Source organism: Accumulibacter sp., from assembly GCF_036625195.1.
Taxonomy (GTDB): Bacteria; Pseudomonadota; Gammaproteobacteria; order Burkholderiales; family Rhodocyclaceae; genus Accumulibacter.
In genome coordinates this window covers 1,933,096-1,948,536 of record NZ_JAZKUG010000001.1, presented here as the reverse complement: position 1 = coordinate 1,948,536, position 15,441 = coordinate 1,933,096, and the positions used below count along the sequence as shown (strand labels likewise).

At 67.7% G+C, this 15,441-nt stretch carries 18 protein-coding genes; 11 read left to right on the top strand and 7 right to left on the bottom strand.

Translation table 11 applies throughout. The annotated features are described in order from the left end of the window. Positions 1-9 precede the first annotated feature (9 nt). From fliI to fliR, 10 genes are all read left to right on the top strand, one after another. Complete coding sequence (fliI, locus tag V5B60_RS08445) at positions 10-1,458, top strand: flagellar protein export ATPase FliI (protein ID WP_332346608.1); 1,449 nt, start codon at positions 10-12, stop codon at positions 1,456-1,458. A gap of 28 nt (positions 1,459-1,486) precedes the next feature. Beyond that, on the top strand, positions 1,487-1,933 hold the full coding sequence (gene fliJ, locus V5B60_RS08440; RefSeq protein WP_332346607.1) for a flagellar export protein FliJ: 447 nt from the start codon (positions 1,487-1,489) through the stop codon (positions 1,931-1,933). A gap of 61 nt (positions 1,934-1,994) precedes the next feature. Beyond that, on the top strand, positions 1,995-3,029 hold the full coding sequence (locus V5B60_RS08435; protein ID WP_332346606.1) for a flagellar hook-length control protein FliK: 1,035 nt from the start codon (positions 1,995-1,997) through the stop codon (positions 3,027-3,029). A gap of 66 nt (positions 3,030-3,095) precedes the next feature. Further along, positions 3,096-3,647: a flagellar basal body-associated FliL family protein gene (locus V5B60_RS08430; protein WP_332346605.1), complete on the top strand. Its 552-nt coding sequence runs from the start codon at positions 3,096-3,098 to the stop codon at positions 3,645-3,647. A gap of 6 nt (positions 3,648-3,653) precedes the next feature. After that, complete coding sequence (gene fliM, locus V5B60_RS08425; protein WP_332346604.1) at positions 3,654-4,658, top strand: flagellar motor switch protein FliM; 1,005 nt, start codon at positions 3,654-3,656, stop codon at positions 4,656-4,658. Beyond that, positions 4,651-5,088 carry a flagellar motor switch protein FliN gene (gene fliN, locus V5B60_RS08420; protein ID WP_332346603.1) on the top strand — a complete coding sequence of 146 codons (438 nt, stop codon included), beginning with the start codon at positions 4,651-4,653 and terminating at the stop codon, positions 5,086-5,088. The genes fliM and fliN overlap by 8 nt, the downstream gene beginning before the upstream one ends. A gap of 242 nt (positions 5,089-5,330) precedes the next feature. Beyond that, positions 5,331-5,717 (top strand): flagellar biosynthetic protein FliO, encoded by a 387-nt coding sequence (fliO, locus tag V5B60_RS08415; RefSeq protein WP_332346602.1) that lies wholly within the window; start codon positions 5,331-5,333, stop codon positions 5,715-5,717. Beyond that, positions 5,704-6,459, top strand: coding sequence for a flagellar type III secretion system pore protein FliP (gene fliP / locus V5B60_RS08410; protein ID WP_332346601.1), 756 nt, complete (start codon positions 5,704-5,706; stop codon positions 6,457-6,459). Before fliO ends, fliP begins: the two co-directional genes overlap by 14 nt. After that, positions 6,456-6,725: a flagellar biosynthesis protein FliQ gene (gene fliQ, locus V5B60_RS08405; protein WP_332346600.1), complete on the top strand. Its 270-nt coding sequence runs from the start codon at positions 6,456-6,458 to the stop codon at positions 6,723-6,725. The genes fliP and fliQ overlap by 4 nt, the downstream gene beginning before the upstream one ends. 7 nt (positions 6,726-6,732) lie before the next feature. Next, positions 6,733-7,518, top strand: a complete 786-nt coding sequence (gene fliR, locus V5B60_RS08400) for a flagellar biosynthetic protein FliR (protein WP_332346599.1) — start codon at positions 6,733-6,735, stop codon at positions 7,516-7,518. A 147-nt stretch (positions 7,519-7,665) separates the two neighbouring features. Here fliR and V5B60_RS08395 read toward each other — a convergent pair whose 3' ends face one another. From V5B60_RS08395 to V5B60_RS08365, 7 genes are all read right to left on the bottom strand, one after another. Further along, on the bottom strand, positions 7,666-8,574 hold the full coding sequence (locus V5B60_RS08395; RefSeq protein ID WP_332346598.1) for a DMT family transporter: 909 nt from the start codon (positions 8,572-8,574) through the stop codon (positions 7,666-7,668). A 33-nt stretch (positions 8,575-8,607) separates the two neighbouring features. Then, the gene (locus V5B60_RS08390; protein WP_332346597.1) at positions 8,608-9,429 is read right to left on the bottom strand and encodes a substrate-binding periplasmic protein; all 822 of its coding nucleotides are present in this window, start codon (positions 9,427-9,429) and stop codon (positions 8,608-8,610) included. 11 nt (positions 9,430-9,440) lie between these two features. Then, the gene (locus V5B60_RS08385; protein WP_332346596.1) at positions 9,441-10,841 is read right to left on the bottom strand and encodes a GntP family permease; all 1,401 of its coding nucleotides are present in this window, start codon (positions 10,839-10,841) and stop codon (positions 9,441-9,443) included. A gap of 151 nt (positions 10,842-10,992) precedes the next feature. Then, on the bottom strand, positions 10,993-11,904 hold the full coding sequence (locus tag V5B60_RS08380) for a M23 family metallopeptidase (RefSeq protein WP_332346595.1): 912 nt from the start codon (positions 11,902-11,904) through the stop codon (positions 10,993-10,995). A gap of 74 nt (positions 11,905-11,978) precedes the next feature. Next, a complete protein-coding gene (locus V5B60_RS08375; protein ID WP_332346594.1) occupies positions 11,979-12,356 on the bottom strand; it encodes a hypothetical protein in 378 nt (125 codons plus the stop codon). Between the two features lie 130 nt (positions 12,357-12,486). Further along, positions 12,487-13,368 (bottom strand): Dyp-type peroxidase, encoded by an 882-nt coding sequence (locus tag V5B60_RS08370; protein ID WP_332346593.1) that lies wholly within the window; start codon positions 13,366-13,368, stop codon positions 12,487-12,489. A gap of 98 nt (positions 13,369-13,466) precedes the next feature. Beyond that, a complete protein-coding gene (locus tag V5B60_RS08365; protein ID WP_332346592.1) occupies positions 13,467-13,760 on the bottom strand; it encodes an acylphosphatase in 294 nt (97 codons plus the stop codon). Positions 13,761-13,962: 202 nt separating this feature from the next. Between V5B60_RS08365 and V5B60_RS08360 the strand changes: the two genes are divergently transcribed. After that, positions 13,963-15,435 carry a complex I subunit 4 family protein gene (locus V5B60_RS08360; RefSeq protein WP_332346591.1) on the top strand — a complete coding sequence of 491 codons (1,473 nt, stop codon included), beginning with the start codon at positions 13,963-13,965 and terminating at the stop codon, positions 15,433-15,435. The last annotated feature ends 6 nt before the right edge of the window (positions 15,436-15,441 follow it).

Below are 15,441 nucleotides of genomic sequence, written 5' to 3'. Positions count from 1 at the left end.
TTGCCGGCGATGGCTGAAGACGCCCGCAATCCACACCTCGAGGCTTGGCGGGCGTTCCTCGCCGGCTGCCGGCAGGCGACGACGCAGGTCAGCTCGCTGCTGCCCAGTGGTCACCTGACACGCATCAACGGCCTCGTCATGGAAGCCGCCGGGCTCAAGCTGCCACTCGGCAGCTCATGTCGGATCATGCCGTCCGGCGGCACCCCGATCGAGGCGGAAGTGGTCGGCTTTCATGGTGAGCGCCTGTTCCTGATGCCCACGGAAGACGTCTATGGGCTTTCGCCGGGCGCCCGCGTGGTGGCACTGGAGGCCTCCAACGGTCCACCACGGATCGGCCAGCCACCACCGGCACGAAGACGTTCGATCGACCGCGCGAAACTGGTTCCGGTCGGCGACTCGCTGCTCGGGCGCGTCCTCGACGGCGCCGGCCGCCCGCTCGACGCGCTCGGACCGCTCAACGCCCCATCGTTGCGCCCGTTGCAAAGCCGTCCGGTGAACCCGATGTCGCGAGCACCGATCGACCAGGCGCTCGACGTCGGCGTTCGCGCCATCAATGCGCTGCTCACTGTCGGTCGTGGCCAGCGCATGGGACTGTTTGCCGGTTCAGGGGTCGGCAAGAGCGTCCTGCTCGGGATGATGGCCCGCTACACGGCTGCCGAGGTGATCGTCGTCGGACTGATCGGCGAGCGCGGTCGCGAGGTCAAGGAGTTCATCGAGCAGATCCTCGGCGAGGAAGGACTGCGCCGCGCCGTCGTCGTTGCCGCGCCGGCCGACGTCAGCCCGTTGATGCGCCTGCAGGGCGCCGCCTACGCCACCTGCATCGCCGAGTATTTCCGCGACCGCGGACGGCACGTGCTGCTGATCATGGACTCGCTCACCCGCTATGCGATGGCGCAACGTGAGATCGCCCTCGCCATCGGCGAGCCGCCGGTGACCCGCGGCTACCCGCCCTCGGTCTTTGCCCGCCTGCCGCAACTGGTCGAACGGGCGGGTAACGGTCGCGACGGCGGCGGTTCGATCACCGGCTTCTACACCGTGCTGGCCGAAGGCGACGATCAGCAGGATCCGATCGCCGATGCCGCCCGCGCCATCCTCGATGGCCACATCGTCCTCTCGCGCACGCTCGCCGACGCCGGACACTATCCGGCGATCGACATCGAGCAGTCGATCTCGCGCGCCATGGTCAACCTCGTCAGCCCCACGCACCTCGAGCAGATCAGGCGCTTCAAGAGCCTCTTCTCGCGCTACCAGCGCTCGCGCGACCTGATCAGTGTTGGTGCGTACGCCGCTGGATCGGACCCGCAGCTCGACCAGGCAATCACCATCTATCCGCGCTTCGAGGTGCTGCTGCAGCAGAGCCTGGGACAGCGTGCCGACCTCGCCAGCAGCATCGCCCAGTTGCAGGATCTCTTTGGCCCCGCGCACGCGGCGCCAGCCGGCCAGCATGCCCTCCCTTGAGGCGTGACGCCCGGGCACCGGAATCACCATGTCCAGAACCTTCCCGCTGCAGACCGTCCTCGACCTGATGCGCAGCCGCAACGATGCGGCGACGCAACGACTGGCATCGCTGATCGCCGCCGAACGGGACGCCCACAAGACGCTGGCGATGTTGCGGCAGTACCGTGACGAGTACACCGCACGCTTCCGCCAGGCGGTGCAGGATGGGCTGGGCCTGCCCGAATGGCGCAATTTCCAGGACTTCCTCGCCCGTCTCGACGAGGCGGTCCGGCAGCAGGAGCAGGCCGCGAACCTGAAGGCGGCGCACACCGCCGCCGGGCAGGCCGAGTGGCAACGTCAACGAAGCCGCCTCAACGCCTTCGACACCCTCTCCGAACGCCACCGCGCCGGTGAGGCACGGCGGGAGCTCCGCCACGAACAGAAACTCCAGGACGAGTTTGCCGCACGCGGCAACGACGACCGGCAGGAGCAGTAGTCGGCTTACATGGCACGCTGCTTGCTACGGATACGGCGGAAGCTCGCGAAAAGGACATCCCATGACCATCAGCATCGTCACGGCGGCACTCATCACCCAGCCTGCGCATACCACCGTCACCGACGACGCCACCGCTCGCACCACGGGAACTGCCGAGGCTGGTCTCGGCAACGATTTCCTCAACATACTCCTCTCCCTGCCGGCGATGACCGCCAGCGCCCCGGCGCCGGCCACCGACAGCGCCGACGATGAGCCGCCTGCAGCCGCAGCCGGGACGCCGGCTTCCACCGTCGAGATGCTCGTGCTGAGCCAACAACTGCCGCAGACGGCGTACCGCCCGCCGCCCGCCGGCGAGGGCGGCAGCGAAAGGGTCGCCGGAGCGGCAACCGTCGCTGGCGAAGCCCTCGCCAACCCACCCCCTGCCCGCAGCGGACCGGCCGTGGCGGACCCCGTGCTGCCGACCGGCGACAGCCGGCAACCAGTGGCAGCGGCAACCGAAGCCGGGCCCAGGGCGGCAACTATTGCCGTGCCAGACCTCGCCACCGTGCCGCGCGAGCAGCCCGCGGTCGAACCGGATGAGCCGCTTGCGCCCGCACCGCCGGCGGGCGCCGGCAGTGCGGCAACGGGTACCCTGGCGATGCCGGCGGCAGCCGCACACACCCTGCACACCCCGCTGCGCGACCCGTCCTGGGCAAGCGAGTTCGGCCAGAAGCTCCTCTGGTTTGCCAGCAACGAGCAACAGACCGCGAGGATCACCGTCCACCCGCCACAACTGGGGGTCGTCGAAATCAGCCTGAACCTCGATCGCGATGGCGCCACGGCGCACTTTGCGTCGCCCAGCGCCGAAGTGCGCAGCGCCATCGAAGCGGCCATGCCGCGCCTGCGCGAGATGTTCGCGAACGCGGGGATCGACATCGGGCAACTCAGTGTCGGCAGCCACGCATCCGGACAGCAGTCGCAGGGACAGGGAGATTCATCGCCCGCCACCCGTCGGCAGCCCGATGCGGCTATACTTGGCTCCGATCCGCCTGCCGGCGTGTTCGTGTCGCCGGTCGCCACTCGCCACGGCCAGGCGATGATCGATGTCTTCGCCTGATGCTGCGGCACGACGGCGGAGGGTCGGCTTACGGACGGCCGAGCTAATCAGGGAGAGAAACGCCGCATGGCCAAGGACGCCAAACCTGGGACTGAAACCGCCGATGCTGCACCAGCGAAGAGCAGCAAGAAACTTCTGATCATCATCCTGCTCGTCGTTGTCGTCCTCGGCCTCGGCGGCTTGAGCGCCTTCCTCCTGTTGCGGGGCAACGCCGCACATGAGGAAGACGGCGACGAAGCGGTGGTCGAGAAGGCCAAGCCGGCGAAGAAGAAGAAGGTGGACCTCAACGCACCACCGGTCTACGTGCCGCTCGACACATTCACCGTCAACCTCGTGCCGGAGAACGGTGACCAGTTCCTGCAATTGATCGTCTCGGTCGAAGTCGACGACCCGCAGGTCGGCGAGCACATCAAGCTCTACACCCCGAAGCTGCGCAACGACATCACGCTTCTGCTGTCGAGCAAGAAGGCGTCACAGCTGATCACCAAGGAAGGCAAGGAGCTCCTGGCGCAGGAAATCAGGGAACAGATGAACAGCGTCCTCGACCCGGCCGGCAAGGGCAAGAAGAGGGACTGGCCGATCAAGGACGTATTGTTCACCTCGTTCATCATCCAGTAGTTGCGCATGAGCGCCGACTTCCTCTCCCAGGATGAGGTTGACGCCCTGCTGAAAGGCGTCACCGGCGAAGCGGACGTCACCGAGGAAGCTGACGACGCGAGCAGTGGTCCTCGCCCCTACAATCTGGGAACACAGGAGCGCATCGTCCGCGGGCGGATGCCGACCCTCGAACTGGTCAACGAGCGCTTTGCCCGTTATCTGCGAATCGGGCTCTTCAACTACCTGCATCGCAGCACCGAGATCTCGGTCGGCTCGATTCGCGTCCAGAAGTACAGCGAGTTCACCCGTAACCTGGTGGTCCCGACCAACCTGAATCTGGTGACTGCCAGGCCACTGCGCGGGACGGCGCTGTTCGTCCTCGACCCGAGCCTGGTCTTCCTGGTGGTGGACAACATGTTCGGCGGTGACGGCCGTTTCCACACCCGCGTCGAAGGTCGCGACTTCACGGCCACCGAACAGCGCATCATCCAGGGTATGCTGCGAGTGATCTTCGCCGAGTATGCACGTTCCTGGAAGCCGGTTTACGATCTCGGCTTCGAATACATCCGTTCCGAGATGAACTCGCAGTTCGCCAACATCGCGACACCTTCCGAGATCGTCGTCGCGACGACCTTCTCGCTGGAATTCGGGGGCTCAAGCGCCGACATGCACATCTGCTTTCCCTACTCGATGCTCGAACCGATCAGGGAACTGCTGTACAGCTCCATGCAGAGTGACCAGCTGACCACCGACCGGCGCTGGGTCACCACCTTGCGCAAGCAGCTGAAGAATGCCGAGGTCGAGCTGACCGCGACACTGGCAACGGCAACCACCAGCCTGCGCCGGATCCTGGACATGAAGGCCGGCGACATCGTGCCATTGGAGATCCCGGAAACGGTCGTCGCACAGGTCGATGGGGTGCCCTTGATGGAGTGCCGCTATGGGCAACAGGGCGGACAGTATGCGCTCAAGGTCGAGCGCTTCCTGACGGCAGAGCGCGCGGAGAATCCCGCGGGGGAAAGCAATGGCTAGCGACATGGACGACACGGGAATGCCCGCGGGCGACGACGCCGGACTGGACGACGACTGGGCAGCGGCGATGGCCGAGCAGGCAATGGCGGAAGCCACACCGGCTGGCAAGGCGCAGGCGGCCAGCATCTTCCCGAAGTTCGACGAGGCGGGAGGCAAGGGATCGTTGATGAACGAGCTCGACATGATCCTGGACATTCCGGTCCAGATCGCCGTCGAGCTCGGGCGCACCAGGATGACGATCCGGAACCTGCTGCTGCTCGCCCATGGCTCGGTCGTCGAACTCGATGCGCTGGCGGGCGAACCGCTGAACGTCTTTGTGAACGGCACGCTGATTGCCCAGGGCGAAGTCGTCGTCGTCAATGACAAGTTCGGCATCCGCCTCACCGACATCGTCACCCCTTCGGAGCGCGCACGCCGACTCGGTCATTGAACCGTGTTGCAGCGACCGCTGCCCGCTGGGCACCGGCAGCGTACGCAGACCGGTCGTGCCGGTGCTTCAGCCACGATCGCCGGCGAGCACGGTCGACGAGCGTCTTTGCCGCGCCGCGGACCGTTCACCCGGAGCGCACTTGCTTTATGATGTCCACCGACATCATCACCGGACCAACCACCTTGTTCCGACGCCCGTCCGTACCCCGCTGCCGTCGCCTCCATGCGACCGCTCCGCTGGCCATGCTGCCCACCGCCGTTCTGGCGCAGACTGCCGGCAGCGAGGTGCCGCCTTTCGGCAGCGCTGCCCTGCTGCAGATGACGCTGGCCCTGGCGCTGGTGGTGGCGCTCCTGTTCCTCGGAGCCTGGCTGCTGCGCCGCATCAACGGTGGCCGCGGATTCGGCAACGGAGGTCCTCTGCGCCTGGTTGGCGGGCTGGTGATCGGCCCGCGTGAGCGGATCGTCCTCGTCGAGGTCGACGATACGTGGATCGTCGTCGGGATTGCCCCGGGGCAGATGCGAACCCTGCACACCCTGCCGAAGGGTGACCTGCGAACCGGGGGCGACGGCGAGAAGCACTTTGCGCAGTGGCTGAAGCGAATCTCCGAGCGCAGGAATGAAGACGGCTGATCTCGCCCGCGGCCTGATCCTTCTCACGCTCCTGGTTGCGCCGCTCGCCACCTGGGCGCAGGCCGGCGGGCTGCCGATGGTCACCAGCACCCCCGGCGCCGACGGCAGCCAGACCTATACGCTGTCGGTGCAGACGCTGCTGACGCTGACCGCGCTCACCTTCATTCCGGCAGCGTTGCTGATGATGACCAGCTTCACGCGCATCATCATCGTCCTCTCGCTGCTCCGGCACGCCCTCGGCACCCAGACCTCGCCGCCAAACCAGGTGCTGATCGGCCTGGCGCTGTTCCTCAGCTTCTTCATCATGTCGCCGGTTCTCGACCGCATCCACAGCGAGGCCTACGTGCCGTTGTCGGAGGACCGGATCAGCTTCAGTACCGCCGTCGAGCGCAGCGCCGTGCCGCTGCGGGAGTTCATGCTGAAACAGACGCGCGAATCCGACATCGCGCTCTTCGTGCGCATGAGCCGCAGCCAGGGCTTCGCTTCCAGCGCCGAGATCCCGATGCGCCTGCTGATTCCGGCCTTCGTCACCAGCGAACTGAAGACCGCATTCCAGATCGGCTTCGTCATCTTCATTCCCTTCCTGATCGTCGACATGGTGGTCGCCAGCGTGCTGATGTCGATGGGCATGATGATGATGTCGCCGGTGATGGTGGCGTTGCCCTTCAAGCTGATGCTCTTCGTGCTGGTCGACGGCTGGCACCTGCTCCTTGGCTCGCTGGTCGCCAGCTTCGCTGCATGACCCCCGAAACGGTGATGGAGATCGGGCGGCAGGCGGTCGAGATGACCTTGCTGCTCGCCGCGCCGCTGCTTCTCGCAGCCCTGCTGATCGGCCTCGTCGTCAGCGTCTTTCAGGCGGCGACGCAGATCAACGAGCAGACCCTCTCCTTCATCCCGAAGCTGGTCGGCGTCTTCCTGGTCCTGCTCGCTGCCGGACCCTGGATGCTGCAGCTGATGGTCGACTACGTGCGACGACTGTTCGAGAGCATTCCCCAACTGATCGGCTGAAGCCCCGATGATCAGCCTCAGCAGCGCCGAGATCAACGCCTGGGTCGTCGCCTTCTTCTTTCCGCTGGCCCGCGTCCTGGCGCTGCTGGCCACGGCACCGCCATTCAACAACCCGGCACTGCCGGTGCGCGTGCGACTGCTCACCGGTCTCGCCGTGACGCTCGGCGTCGCCCCGGTGCTGCCGCCGATGCCGGTCGTCGACCCGGGTTCGGGAGTCGGCCTGCTGCTGCTCGCACAACAGATACTGATCGGCTTTGCGATGGGCTTTGCCATGCGCCTCGTGTTCAGCGCCATCGACATGGCCGGCAGCCTGATCAGCCTGCAGATGGGAATCGGCTTTGCCAGTTCCTATGACCCGCAGACTGCCGGACAGACCGTTGTCGTCTCCGAATTCCTTGGCCTGCTCGCGCTGCTGGTGTTCATGGTGATCAACGGCCATCTGATGGTCATCGCCACCCTGACCCACAGTTTCAGTCTCATGCCGGTCGGCGCCACCCGTCTCTGGCCCGACACCTGGTGGCAATTGGCAGGCGCCGGCGGCGTCATCTTCTCGTACGGACTCCTACTGGCGCTGCCGATCGTCGTCGCGCTGCTGATCACCAACCTGGCGCTGGCCATCCTCGGCCGCGCCGCACCACAGCTCAACCTGATGGCGATCGGCTTTCCGCTGACGATTGCCCTCGGTTTTGCCGCCCTGATGTTCGGCCTGGCGCATCTCGCGCAGCCCATGCTGGAGCTTTTCGAGCAGGGTCTGCAGTCGATGCTCGGCCCCTTCGCCGTGCAGCGGCCGTAGCCGGGGGCGTCACGATGCCGGCACAGCGGCGCAGGCCGCGCCCGTCTTCTGGCGGGGCGCATCGACCAGGCCGGCCAGAACGGACGAGACGGCCACGCCCACCTCCCCGGAGCGGCAACCATTCGGGCAGCGGCCGGAGCGTGGTCGTCAACCGGCAGCGTCACCCTGCCGGCGGACCGGCAGGTTCACCAGAACGATGCCCGTGCTGACGCAGATCACGGCGACAACGAAGCCCGGCGTCAGGCGGTCGCCAAGCAGGAGGACGCCGAAGGCGACGCCGAACAGCGGCGTCAGGAAGGAGAAGACCGAGAGGCGTGCGGTCAGGTAGCGGGTGAGCAACCAGAACCACGTCAGGTAGCTGGCAAAGGCGACGATCACGCCCTGATAGGCCAGCGCCAGCAGCACCGGGCCGCTCAGCTTGCCGATTCCGCTCTCGCCGAGGAGTGGCGAGAGCGGCAGCATGAGCAGCGTCGATACCGCAAGCTGGTAGAAGAGGACCTTGCTCGCGCTGATCGTCGCCAGCGACGTCGCCCGGATCAGGACGGTCGTCGCCGCCCAGCCGATCGCCGCCAGCAACCCCAGGAGGTCGCCGATACAGGCGTCGGGTTGGCTGCCGCTCCTGCCGGCGAAGGCGAGGAAGATGCCAAAAAAGGCCAGCCCGACGCCGAGGAAATGTCGCCAGCGCATCCGTTCGCCGGCGACGAAGAGATGCAGGCCGAGAACCGTGAGACAGGGCGCCGTGTACAGCACGACGATCATGCGCGAGGCCGTCGTGTAGGACAGGCCGACATAGATGAAGACGAACTCGAGCGCGAACAGCAGTCCGGCAAGGAGGCCGCAACGCAGCGTGCCGTCGGCTTCAGCCAGCGGCAGGCGTCGCCAGCGGGCCCAGCCGAGCAGCAGCAAGAGGGCGATCGCCGAGCGCAGCCCGGCCTGCAGAACCGGGCTGATTCCCTCGCTGGCGATCTTGATCGTGACCTGCTGGAAGCCCCAGGTCGCGCAGAGCAGCAGCATCAGCGCGAAAGCGGCAACGCCGGGGGGTGTCCGCCGGTCCATCGTCGCCAGCCGCCCGCGCCCCGCCGCCGGAACCTAGCGGCCTTCCCACACGGGCTGCGCGAAGCGGCGCCTGATTTCGTCCGGTATCGGCCTGATCTGCAGGCGACCGTACTCGTCGACGATCCGCTGGTAGCTGCCATCGGCTTGCATCGCCGCCAGCGCCTTCGCCCATTTCTCCGCCTCGGCGTCGGGCAGGTCCTTCGATGCCGCGAGGTAGATCTCGCTCGGGCGAACGATTTCTCCGAAGTTGAGGGCCGCCAGGTTGCCGCCGACCTCGCGCATCGCATGGATGACCATCAGCCGTGGTGCCAGCCAGGCATCGATCCGTCGCTGCTGCATCAGGCGTGCGTTCATCCATTCCTCCGGCTGCGCCTTGATGCGGCTGAAGCCGCGTTCCCTGAGCAGCGCCTCGGCGCCCGAACGGGCGAGGACGCCGACCGGCCGGTCACGCACCCGGTCGAGACTGGCCACGTCGATCCCCTGGCCACCGACCAGGATCAGGTCGTCGGTGACGATGCGCGCCAGCCAGCGGTAGTGCGCCTCGCGTTCGGGCGTTCGCGTCAGCGCCAGGATGCCGATGTTGGGCTGCGTCTGCGCCAGGCGCTGGGCTTCGCCCCAGGGCATGAACTCGACCAGGCCACTGTGGCCGATGCGCCGCGCCATCTCGCCGACGACCTCGAGCACCACGCCATGATCGACCCCGGGCGTCTCGCTGACGCTGGCCGGTGGGACCTGGAACGTGTAGGGCGGCAGTTCGGCGGCCAGCAGGCGCAGTTCCTTCGTCCGCGCCTGTCCCTGCGCGAAAGCGGGCGCACAGACGGCGAGCGCGGCCAGGAGGAGCGTCAGGATGCGCACGGTTCCCTCCCTCAAAAGGTGCCGAAGAGGCCGTTGAGCACGATCACCAGCAGCATCGACAGGAGCGGAAAGGCGACCGCCACCATGAAGATGTCGAAGTACGACTGCTTGTGGTTCAGCCCGCAAATGGCCAGCAGCGTGATCACGGCGCCGTTGTGCGGCAGCGCATCGAGACCACCCGAGGCCAACGCCGCGACGCGGTGCAGGATCTGCGGACTGAGTCCGGCCGCCTGCGCCAGCTCGAGGTACTGCTGCCCGACCGCCTGCAGGGCGATGCTCATGCCGCCCGACGCCGAACCGGTGATGCCGGCGAGCACGTTGACGATGATCGCCAGCCCGATGACCGGATTGTCGGTCAGCCCCATCAACCAGTCCTTGATGATCGCAAAGGCGGCGAGACTGGCGATGACGCCGCCGTAGGCGACCTCCGAACCGACATTGAGGATCGGCAGCATCGAACCGAGCGCCCCCTCGTTCAGCGACTGGCGGACGCTCTGGAATCGCCGCCAGGTGAGGGCGATCAGCACGACGCAGGCAGTCAGCATGGCGACGATGATCGCCCAGGTACCACCGACCGCAGAGACCGTCGTCTTGCCGTACTTCGGCGTCGCCAGGTACGCGGTGTCGAGGTCGCCAATGACGTACTTGCTGAAGACGAAGTTGATCGCCAGCACGAGGATCACCGGCGTGATGGCGACGGCAAACGACGGCATTTCGCCCAGCGGCATCGCCGCCGCCGAGGCCGGCCCAACGGCCGGCGCCGCGTCACCGAAGCCCTCGCCGGCCGCGCGGGCACGGCGCGCGCGCAGCATCAACCACAGGCTGCCGCAGGCGAACATGAGGACGCCGGCAATCAGGCCGAGGCCCGGAGCGGCGAAGGCGTCGGTATGGAAGTAGGGCATCGGGATGGCGTTCTGGATCGCCGGCGAGCCGGGCAGTGCCGACATCGTGAAGGTGAAGGAGCCGAGCGCGATGGTGGCGGGAATCAGCCGCTTCGGTAGATTGCCCTCGCGGAACATCTGGATGGCGACGGGAAAGACGGCAAAGGCGACGACGAACAGCGACACGCCGCCATAGGTGAGGACGCCGCAAGCCAGGATGATGGCGATGATCGCGCGCTCCTTGCCCGTCCATTCGACGATGCCGTGGGCGATCGTGCGCGCACAGCCGGAATCGTCCATCAGCTTGCCGAACACGGCACCGAGCAGGAAGAGCGGGAAGAACTTGATCAGGTAGTTGCCCAGCGCGGGCATGAACACCTGCGTGTAGGTGGCGAGGATCGGCGCATCGAAGTCGCCCAGCAGCAGGGCGACGAGGGCACAGATCGGTGCAATCAGGATGACGTTCCAGCCGCGATAGGCGAGAACGATCAGCAGCAGAAGTGAGACCAGAATCCCCAGAATGCCGAGCATGGCTGCCCCTCCCATCAACCGTCAAGAAAGCGTCACCCTCAACCCCGCGTCGAGTATGCGACCCGCGCGGGCCCGCCGTCAACCAGCCGGCGACGCCAACCGTCCACGCCGCGTCGCTGCCGATGACGGCCTCCGGCCTGGCGGTCGCCGGTCAAGGATCCGGCTTCGCTGCTCGGTCGGCAGTGCTCGTCGGTGCTTCGTCGGCGCGCAAACGCTGCCCATACGCCACACTGGCGACGCGTGGCGGACTGCCGAGCAGGAAGCGAACGGGCAGCGAGACGCTGGCGAAACCGGTGCTGCTGCCGACGACTTTCTGCACCACGAAGTGAAGATGCGGACCGCCACTGTAGCCGGTCGCGCCGACCCCGCCGATGACGGTGCCGGCCTGCAGCTTGTCGCCGATCGCCACCGGGGCGCTGGCGACGTGGGCCAGGTGGGCGTAACTGGCGATGCTGCCGTCGGCATGCAGGATGCGAACGACGTTGGCCCTGGCGAGCAAGCGGCGATCCCGGCCGCCGGCGCGGTTGGCGAACTCGGCCTCGATGACGAGACCGTCGCGCGCGGCGACGACCGGCGTTCCTGCCGGCATGGCGAAATCGATCGCGTACTCGCTGTCGGCCGTGTCGTGAGTCAGCCGCGGGCCATCGGGACTCTGGCTGACGACGGCGCGGTGACCCGGAGCGAAGGGGAGTCGGTAGGCGAAGTTCGCGTCGGGTTGCGCGCGGTAACTGCCGATGACATGGACCGCCTCGCTGCTGAAACGATACGGGCGCCCGGCGACGGCCGGACGCACCTGCAGCAGGACCGCCTGGCTTTGGGGCGCGAGCACCGCATACACCGGCAGCAGCGCATCGGCGCGGACGTTGTCGACATCCGCCAGCAGCAACCGCACCGATACCGGCGCCGGCCCGCGGTTGAGCCCGACCAGACGGTGGCCGCCAGGCGCGGCCTCGACGGCAACGGTGAACGGGTAACCCACCCGGGTCGCAGCGGCGGGGCCCGCCAGAACACCCGCGAGCAGCAGGCCGCAGAGCAGTCGTGGACCAAGACGTCGGCCCACCATCCCGCCCTCGGCAGGGCAGCGATCGCCGGCGACTGCCGGCGACGGCAAGCACCTGCCAGCGGCAGGCAAGCGGCTCAGTAGCCCCAGTAGCGAACCGGCGGCGGTGGGTAGGGCACGGGTGCCGGCACGACGTAGACCGTGCGGGGCGGTGGCACGTAGACTGGCGGCGGCGCGACGTAGACCGGTGGCGGCGCCTGGTAGGTCGAAGCCGCCACGCCAGCGGCGACGCCGGCTATCGCCAGCACCGCTGCCGGAGCGATCCAGGACGGCCTGTGCGGCCGTTCAGGGCGGTAGGCCGGGTACGCGCGCGGGCCGTGATGGCCGCCCCGGTAATCGCCCGCGTAATGTCCCCGATAGTCACCCCGATGGTGGCGATGATCGGCGAAGGCGGTGGAAGAGAAGCCGAGCGTCAGGCTCAGCGCGAGGGAGATGCCGGTGATGGTCGTTTTCATGTAGCGAATAACGCGGCGTTGCCAACCAGGATGACCGGCGATCGGGGATCATTCGTGAGCTCCTGTAACCGCCTGTAACCCGCCCCGCCCCGGCGCGGGCCGGCTGGCCGACGCCGCGCGGCGACCGCCGCTAGATCTCCAGCGGCGACAGGTCGAGGCGGCCGGCGCGCATCGCCGGGCACCAGAAATAGGCTCCGGACAGTGGCCGGGTGAAGCGGAAGAGGGCATCGACGATGCCGTCCTCGCTGCCGACCATTCGCCGCAACTGCGCCTCGAAGGGATCGAACGAGGTGGCGAAGGCAACGAACACCAGTCCGCCGCGAGGGCCTTCGGCCCACGGCATCGAACGGCGCAGGACGAAGGCCGGCGGCGTGAAGCGCTCCTGCGCCGTGCGCTGGACGTGCGCCGATGCCGGTGCATCGTCGATCTCCTCGTTGTCGCACCGGCGGCGGCCGATGCAGCGGTCGCGCTCGTCGGACGGCATCTGCTCGAAGCGGCCGAGATCGTGCAGCCAGCGCTGCACGGCAACGAAGCTCGACCCCGCCAGCAGCGGCCGCCCGGCGCCGACGATCGCGGCGGCCGTCGCCGCCTCGCCGACCGGGTTCTCGGTGCCATCCTCGTAGCCGGTCAGGTCGCGCCCCCCGTCGTGCACGAAGGCATCGATCGTCTCCGCGAGGCAGAACGCCGGTGCCAGCAGCTGCGCGATGTGGCGCGCCCGCTGCAGGAGTTCGCCGCGGTCGTCGCCGCGCAGCCAGATCCAGACGGCTGCCGGTGTCGCCGGCAGTTCGATCCCCGGCCCGGCGACACTCGGGAACGGCCGCAGCCCGTCGATGTCGATCGCCAGCGCCGAGAGCAACGAGCGACCGAGGCCGACGACCGTCCGTTCGCCGTCGGCGAGCGCGGCCAGCGCCCGCAGGCAGCCGGCGGCATGCGCCACGTCTTCGCCCAGGAAAGTCAGGTAGCACGCGAGAGGCGGCAGGGGGAGCAGGATTCCGGTTTGCGGTGTGTTCATCGCGGCAGCCATGATCGTTCGAAAGGGCGCCCTTGCGGGCGGTGAGCATTGATCGGGTCCGGCATCGGCAAGTTGGCGCGTCCGCTCGTCGCGCGGGATCAGCGGCTGGCAATCTGGTCGAAACCCGTCCGCCCGCCGATCTCGGCGGCGTTTCCCTCGCTGCAGACGACGCTGTCGACGCGCGCCATCGATGGCCCGCGGTGCGCCCACAGCAGCAAGGCTTCGACCGCCTCGACGGGGCCGCTGACGAGCGCTTCGACGCTGCCGTCGCGGCGATTGCGCACCCAGCCCGCAAGGCCGAGGCGGCCGGCTTCGGCACAGAGCGACCAACGGTAGCCGACGCCCTGGACACGGCCGCGGATCGACAACTGACGACAGATCGTTCGACTCATCCCGGATTCCCGGAGCCCTCGCCAGACCTTGACGACGGCCCATACGGACACAATCGTCGTCGAAGGGAGGGAGAAAATCAAGGGCCCACACGCCGAGACCACGGCACCGGCGGCGGCGACCGCCAATGCTGGCATAATCGCCCCCCATGCGGAGAAGAATATCCGGCGGGGCGGCGGCGCGGCACGCCACCGCGATCCGACCATGCTGAAGACCCTGCTGCTGCTGCCGCTGCTCGGGGCCGCCGTGGTTGCCCTGCTGCCCCATCGCAGCGTCGACCTGATGCGGCATCTGGCGAGCGCCGCCGCGGCCGCGACGATGCTCTGCGCCATCCTGCTGCTGGCCAGCTTCGACGCGACGACCGCCGACGTCCAGTTCTTCGAGACCCGGCCGTGGAATCCGCGCGTCGGCTCGCATCTGGCGCTTGGCGTCGACGGCATCTCGCTGCCGATGATCCTGCTGGCCACGCTGCTGTGTTTCGTCGCGATCTTCACCTCGAGCAGCGTGCGCAACGGCGCCAAGCTCTACTTTTCGCTGCTGCTGGTTCTCGAGACGGCCCTGCTGATCGTTTTCACGGCCCGCGACTGGTCGCTGTTCTACGTCTGCTGGGAACTGACGCTGATCCCCCTCTTCTTCCTCATCGACCGCCTCGGTGGCGCCAACCGCCATCGCGCGGCGCTCAATTTCGTCCTCTACACACTGGGCGGATCGGTGTTCATGCTGATCGCCCTGCTGCTGCTCTACGACGTCGCCCCCGGACACAGCTTCGCGATGGCCGACATGGCAGCCGGTGGTACGCACTTGCCGGTGCGCACGCAGGTGCTGGTCTTCCTCGGCCTGCTGCTCGGTTTCGGCGTCAAGATGCCGATCGTGCCGGTACACGGATGGCTGCCGCTGGCGCACGTCGAGGCACCGAGCCCGATTTCCATCCTGCTCTCCGGCATCCTGCTCAAGATGGGCGCCTACGGCCTGATCCGTGCCATCGCGACGCTGCCGGCGGCGGCGCTCGCACTGCAGGACTGGCTGGCGCTGCTGGCACTCCTCAGCCTGGTCTACGGCGCCGTCCTCGCCTGGCGGCAGACCGACCTGAAGGCGATGATCGCCTACTCGTCGATCTCGCACATGGGCGTCGTCCTGCTCGGCATTGCCAGCCTCAACCCGGCCGGCCTCAGCGGCGCCCTCACCCAGATGCTCGCACACGGCCTGACCGCCGGACTGCTCTTCCTGCTCATCGGCCTGCTCTACGAGCGGACGCACAGCCGCGACCTGGCGGCCTATGGCTCGCTGAACCGGATCGCGCCGCGCTTCGCCGCCTTCATCGTCTTCGCCCTGCTGGCTACCGTTGGCCTGCCGGGCAGCGCCGGCTTCGTCGCCGAAGTGCAGGTCCTGGTCGGCGCCTACGGCCGCTGGGGTGGCTGGCTGTTGCCGCTGTCGGCTGCGATGCTGGTCACTGCAGCCTGTGCCCTGCGCGCCATCCGCTGCCTGTCCACCGGACCCGAGCGGGCGATGGGTGCTGCGCCGGCCGGCATCGCCTGGTTTGCCGACCTTGGTCGTGTCGAATGCATGGCTGCCTGGCTGCTGACCACGGGCGTCGTCGGCATCGGCTTGCATCCGCAACCGCTGCTGCAACTGATGGCCTCCTCGCTGGCCCGGCTGGCAGCCGGCCTTGGCGCCTGAGCCAAC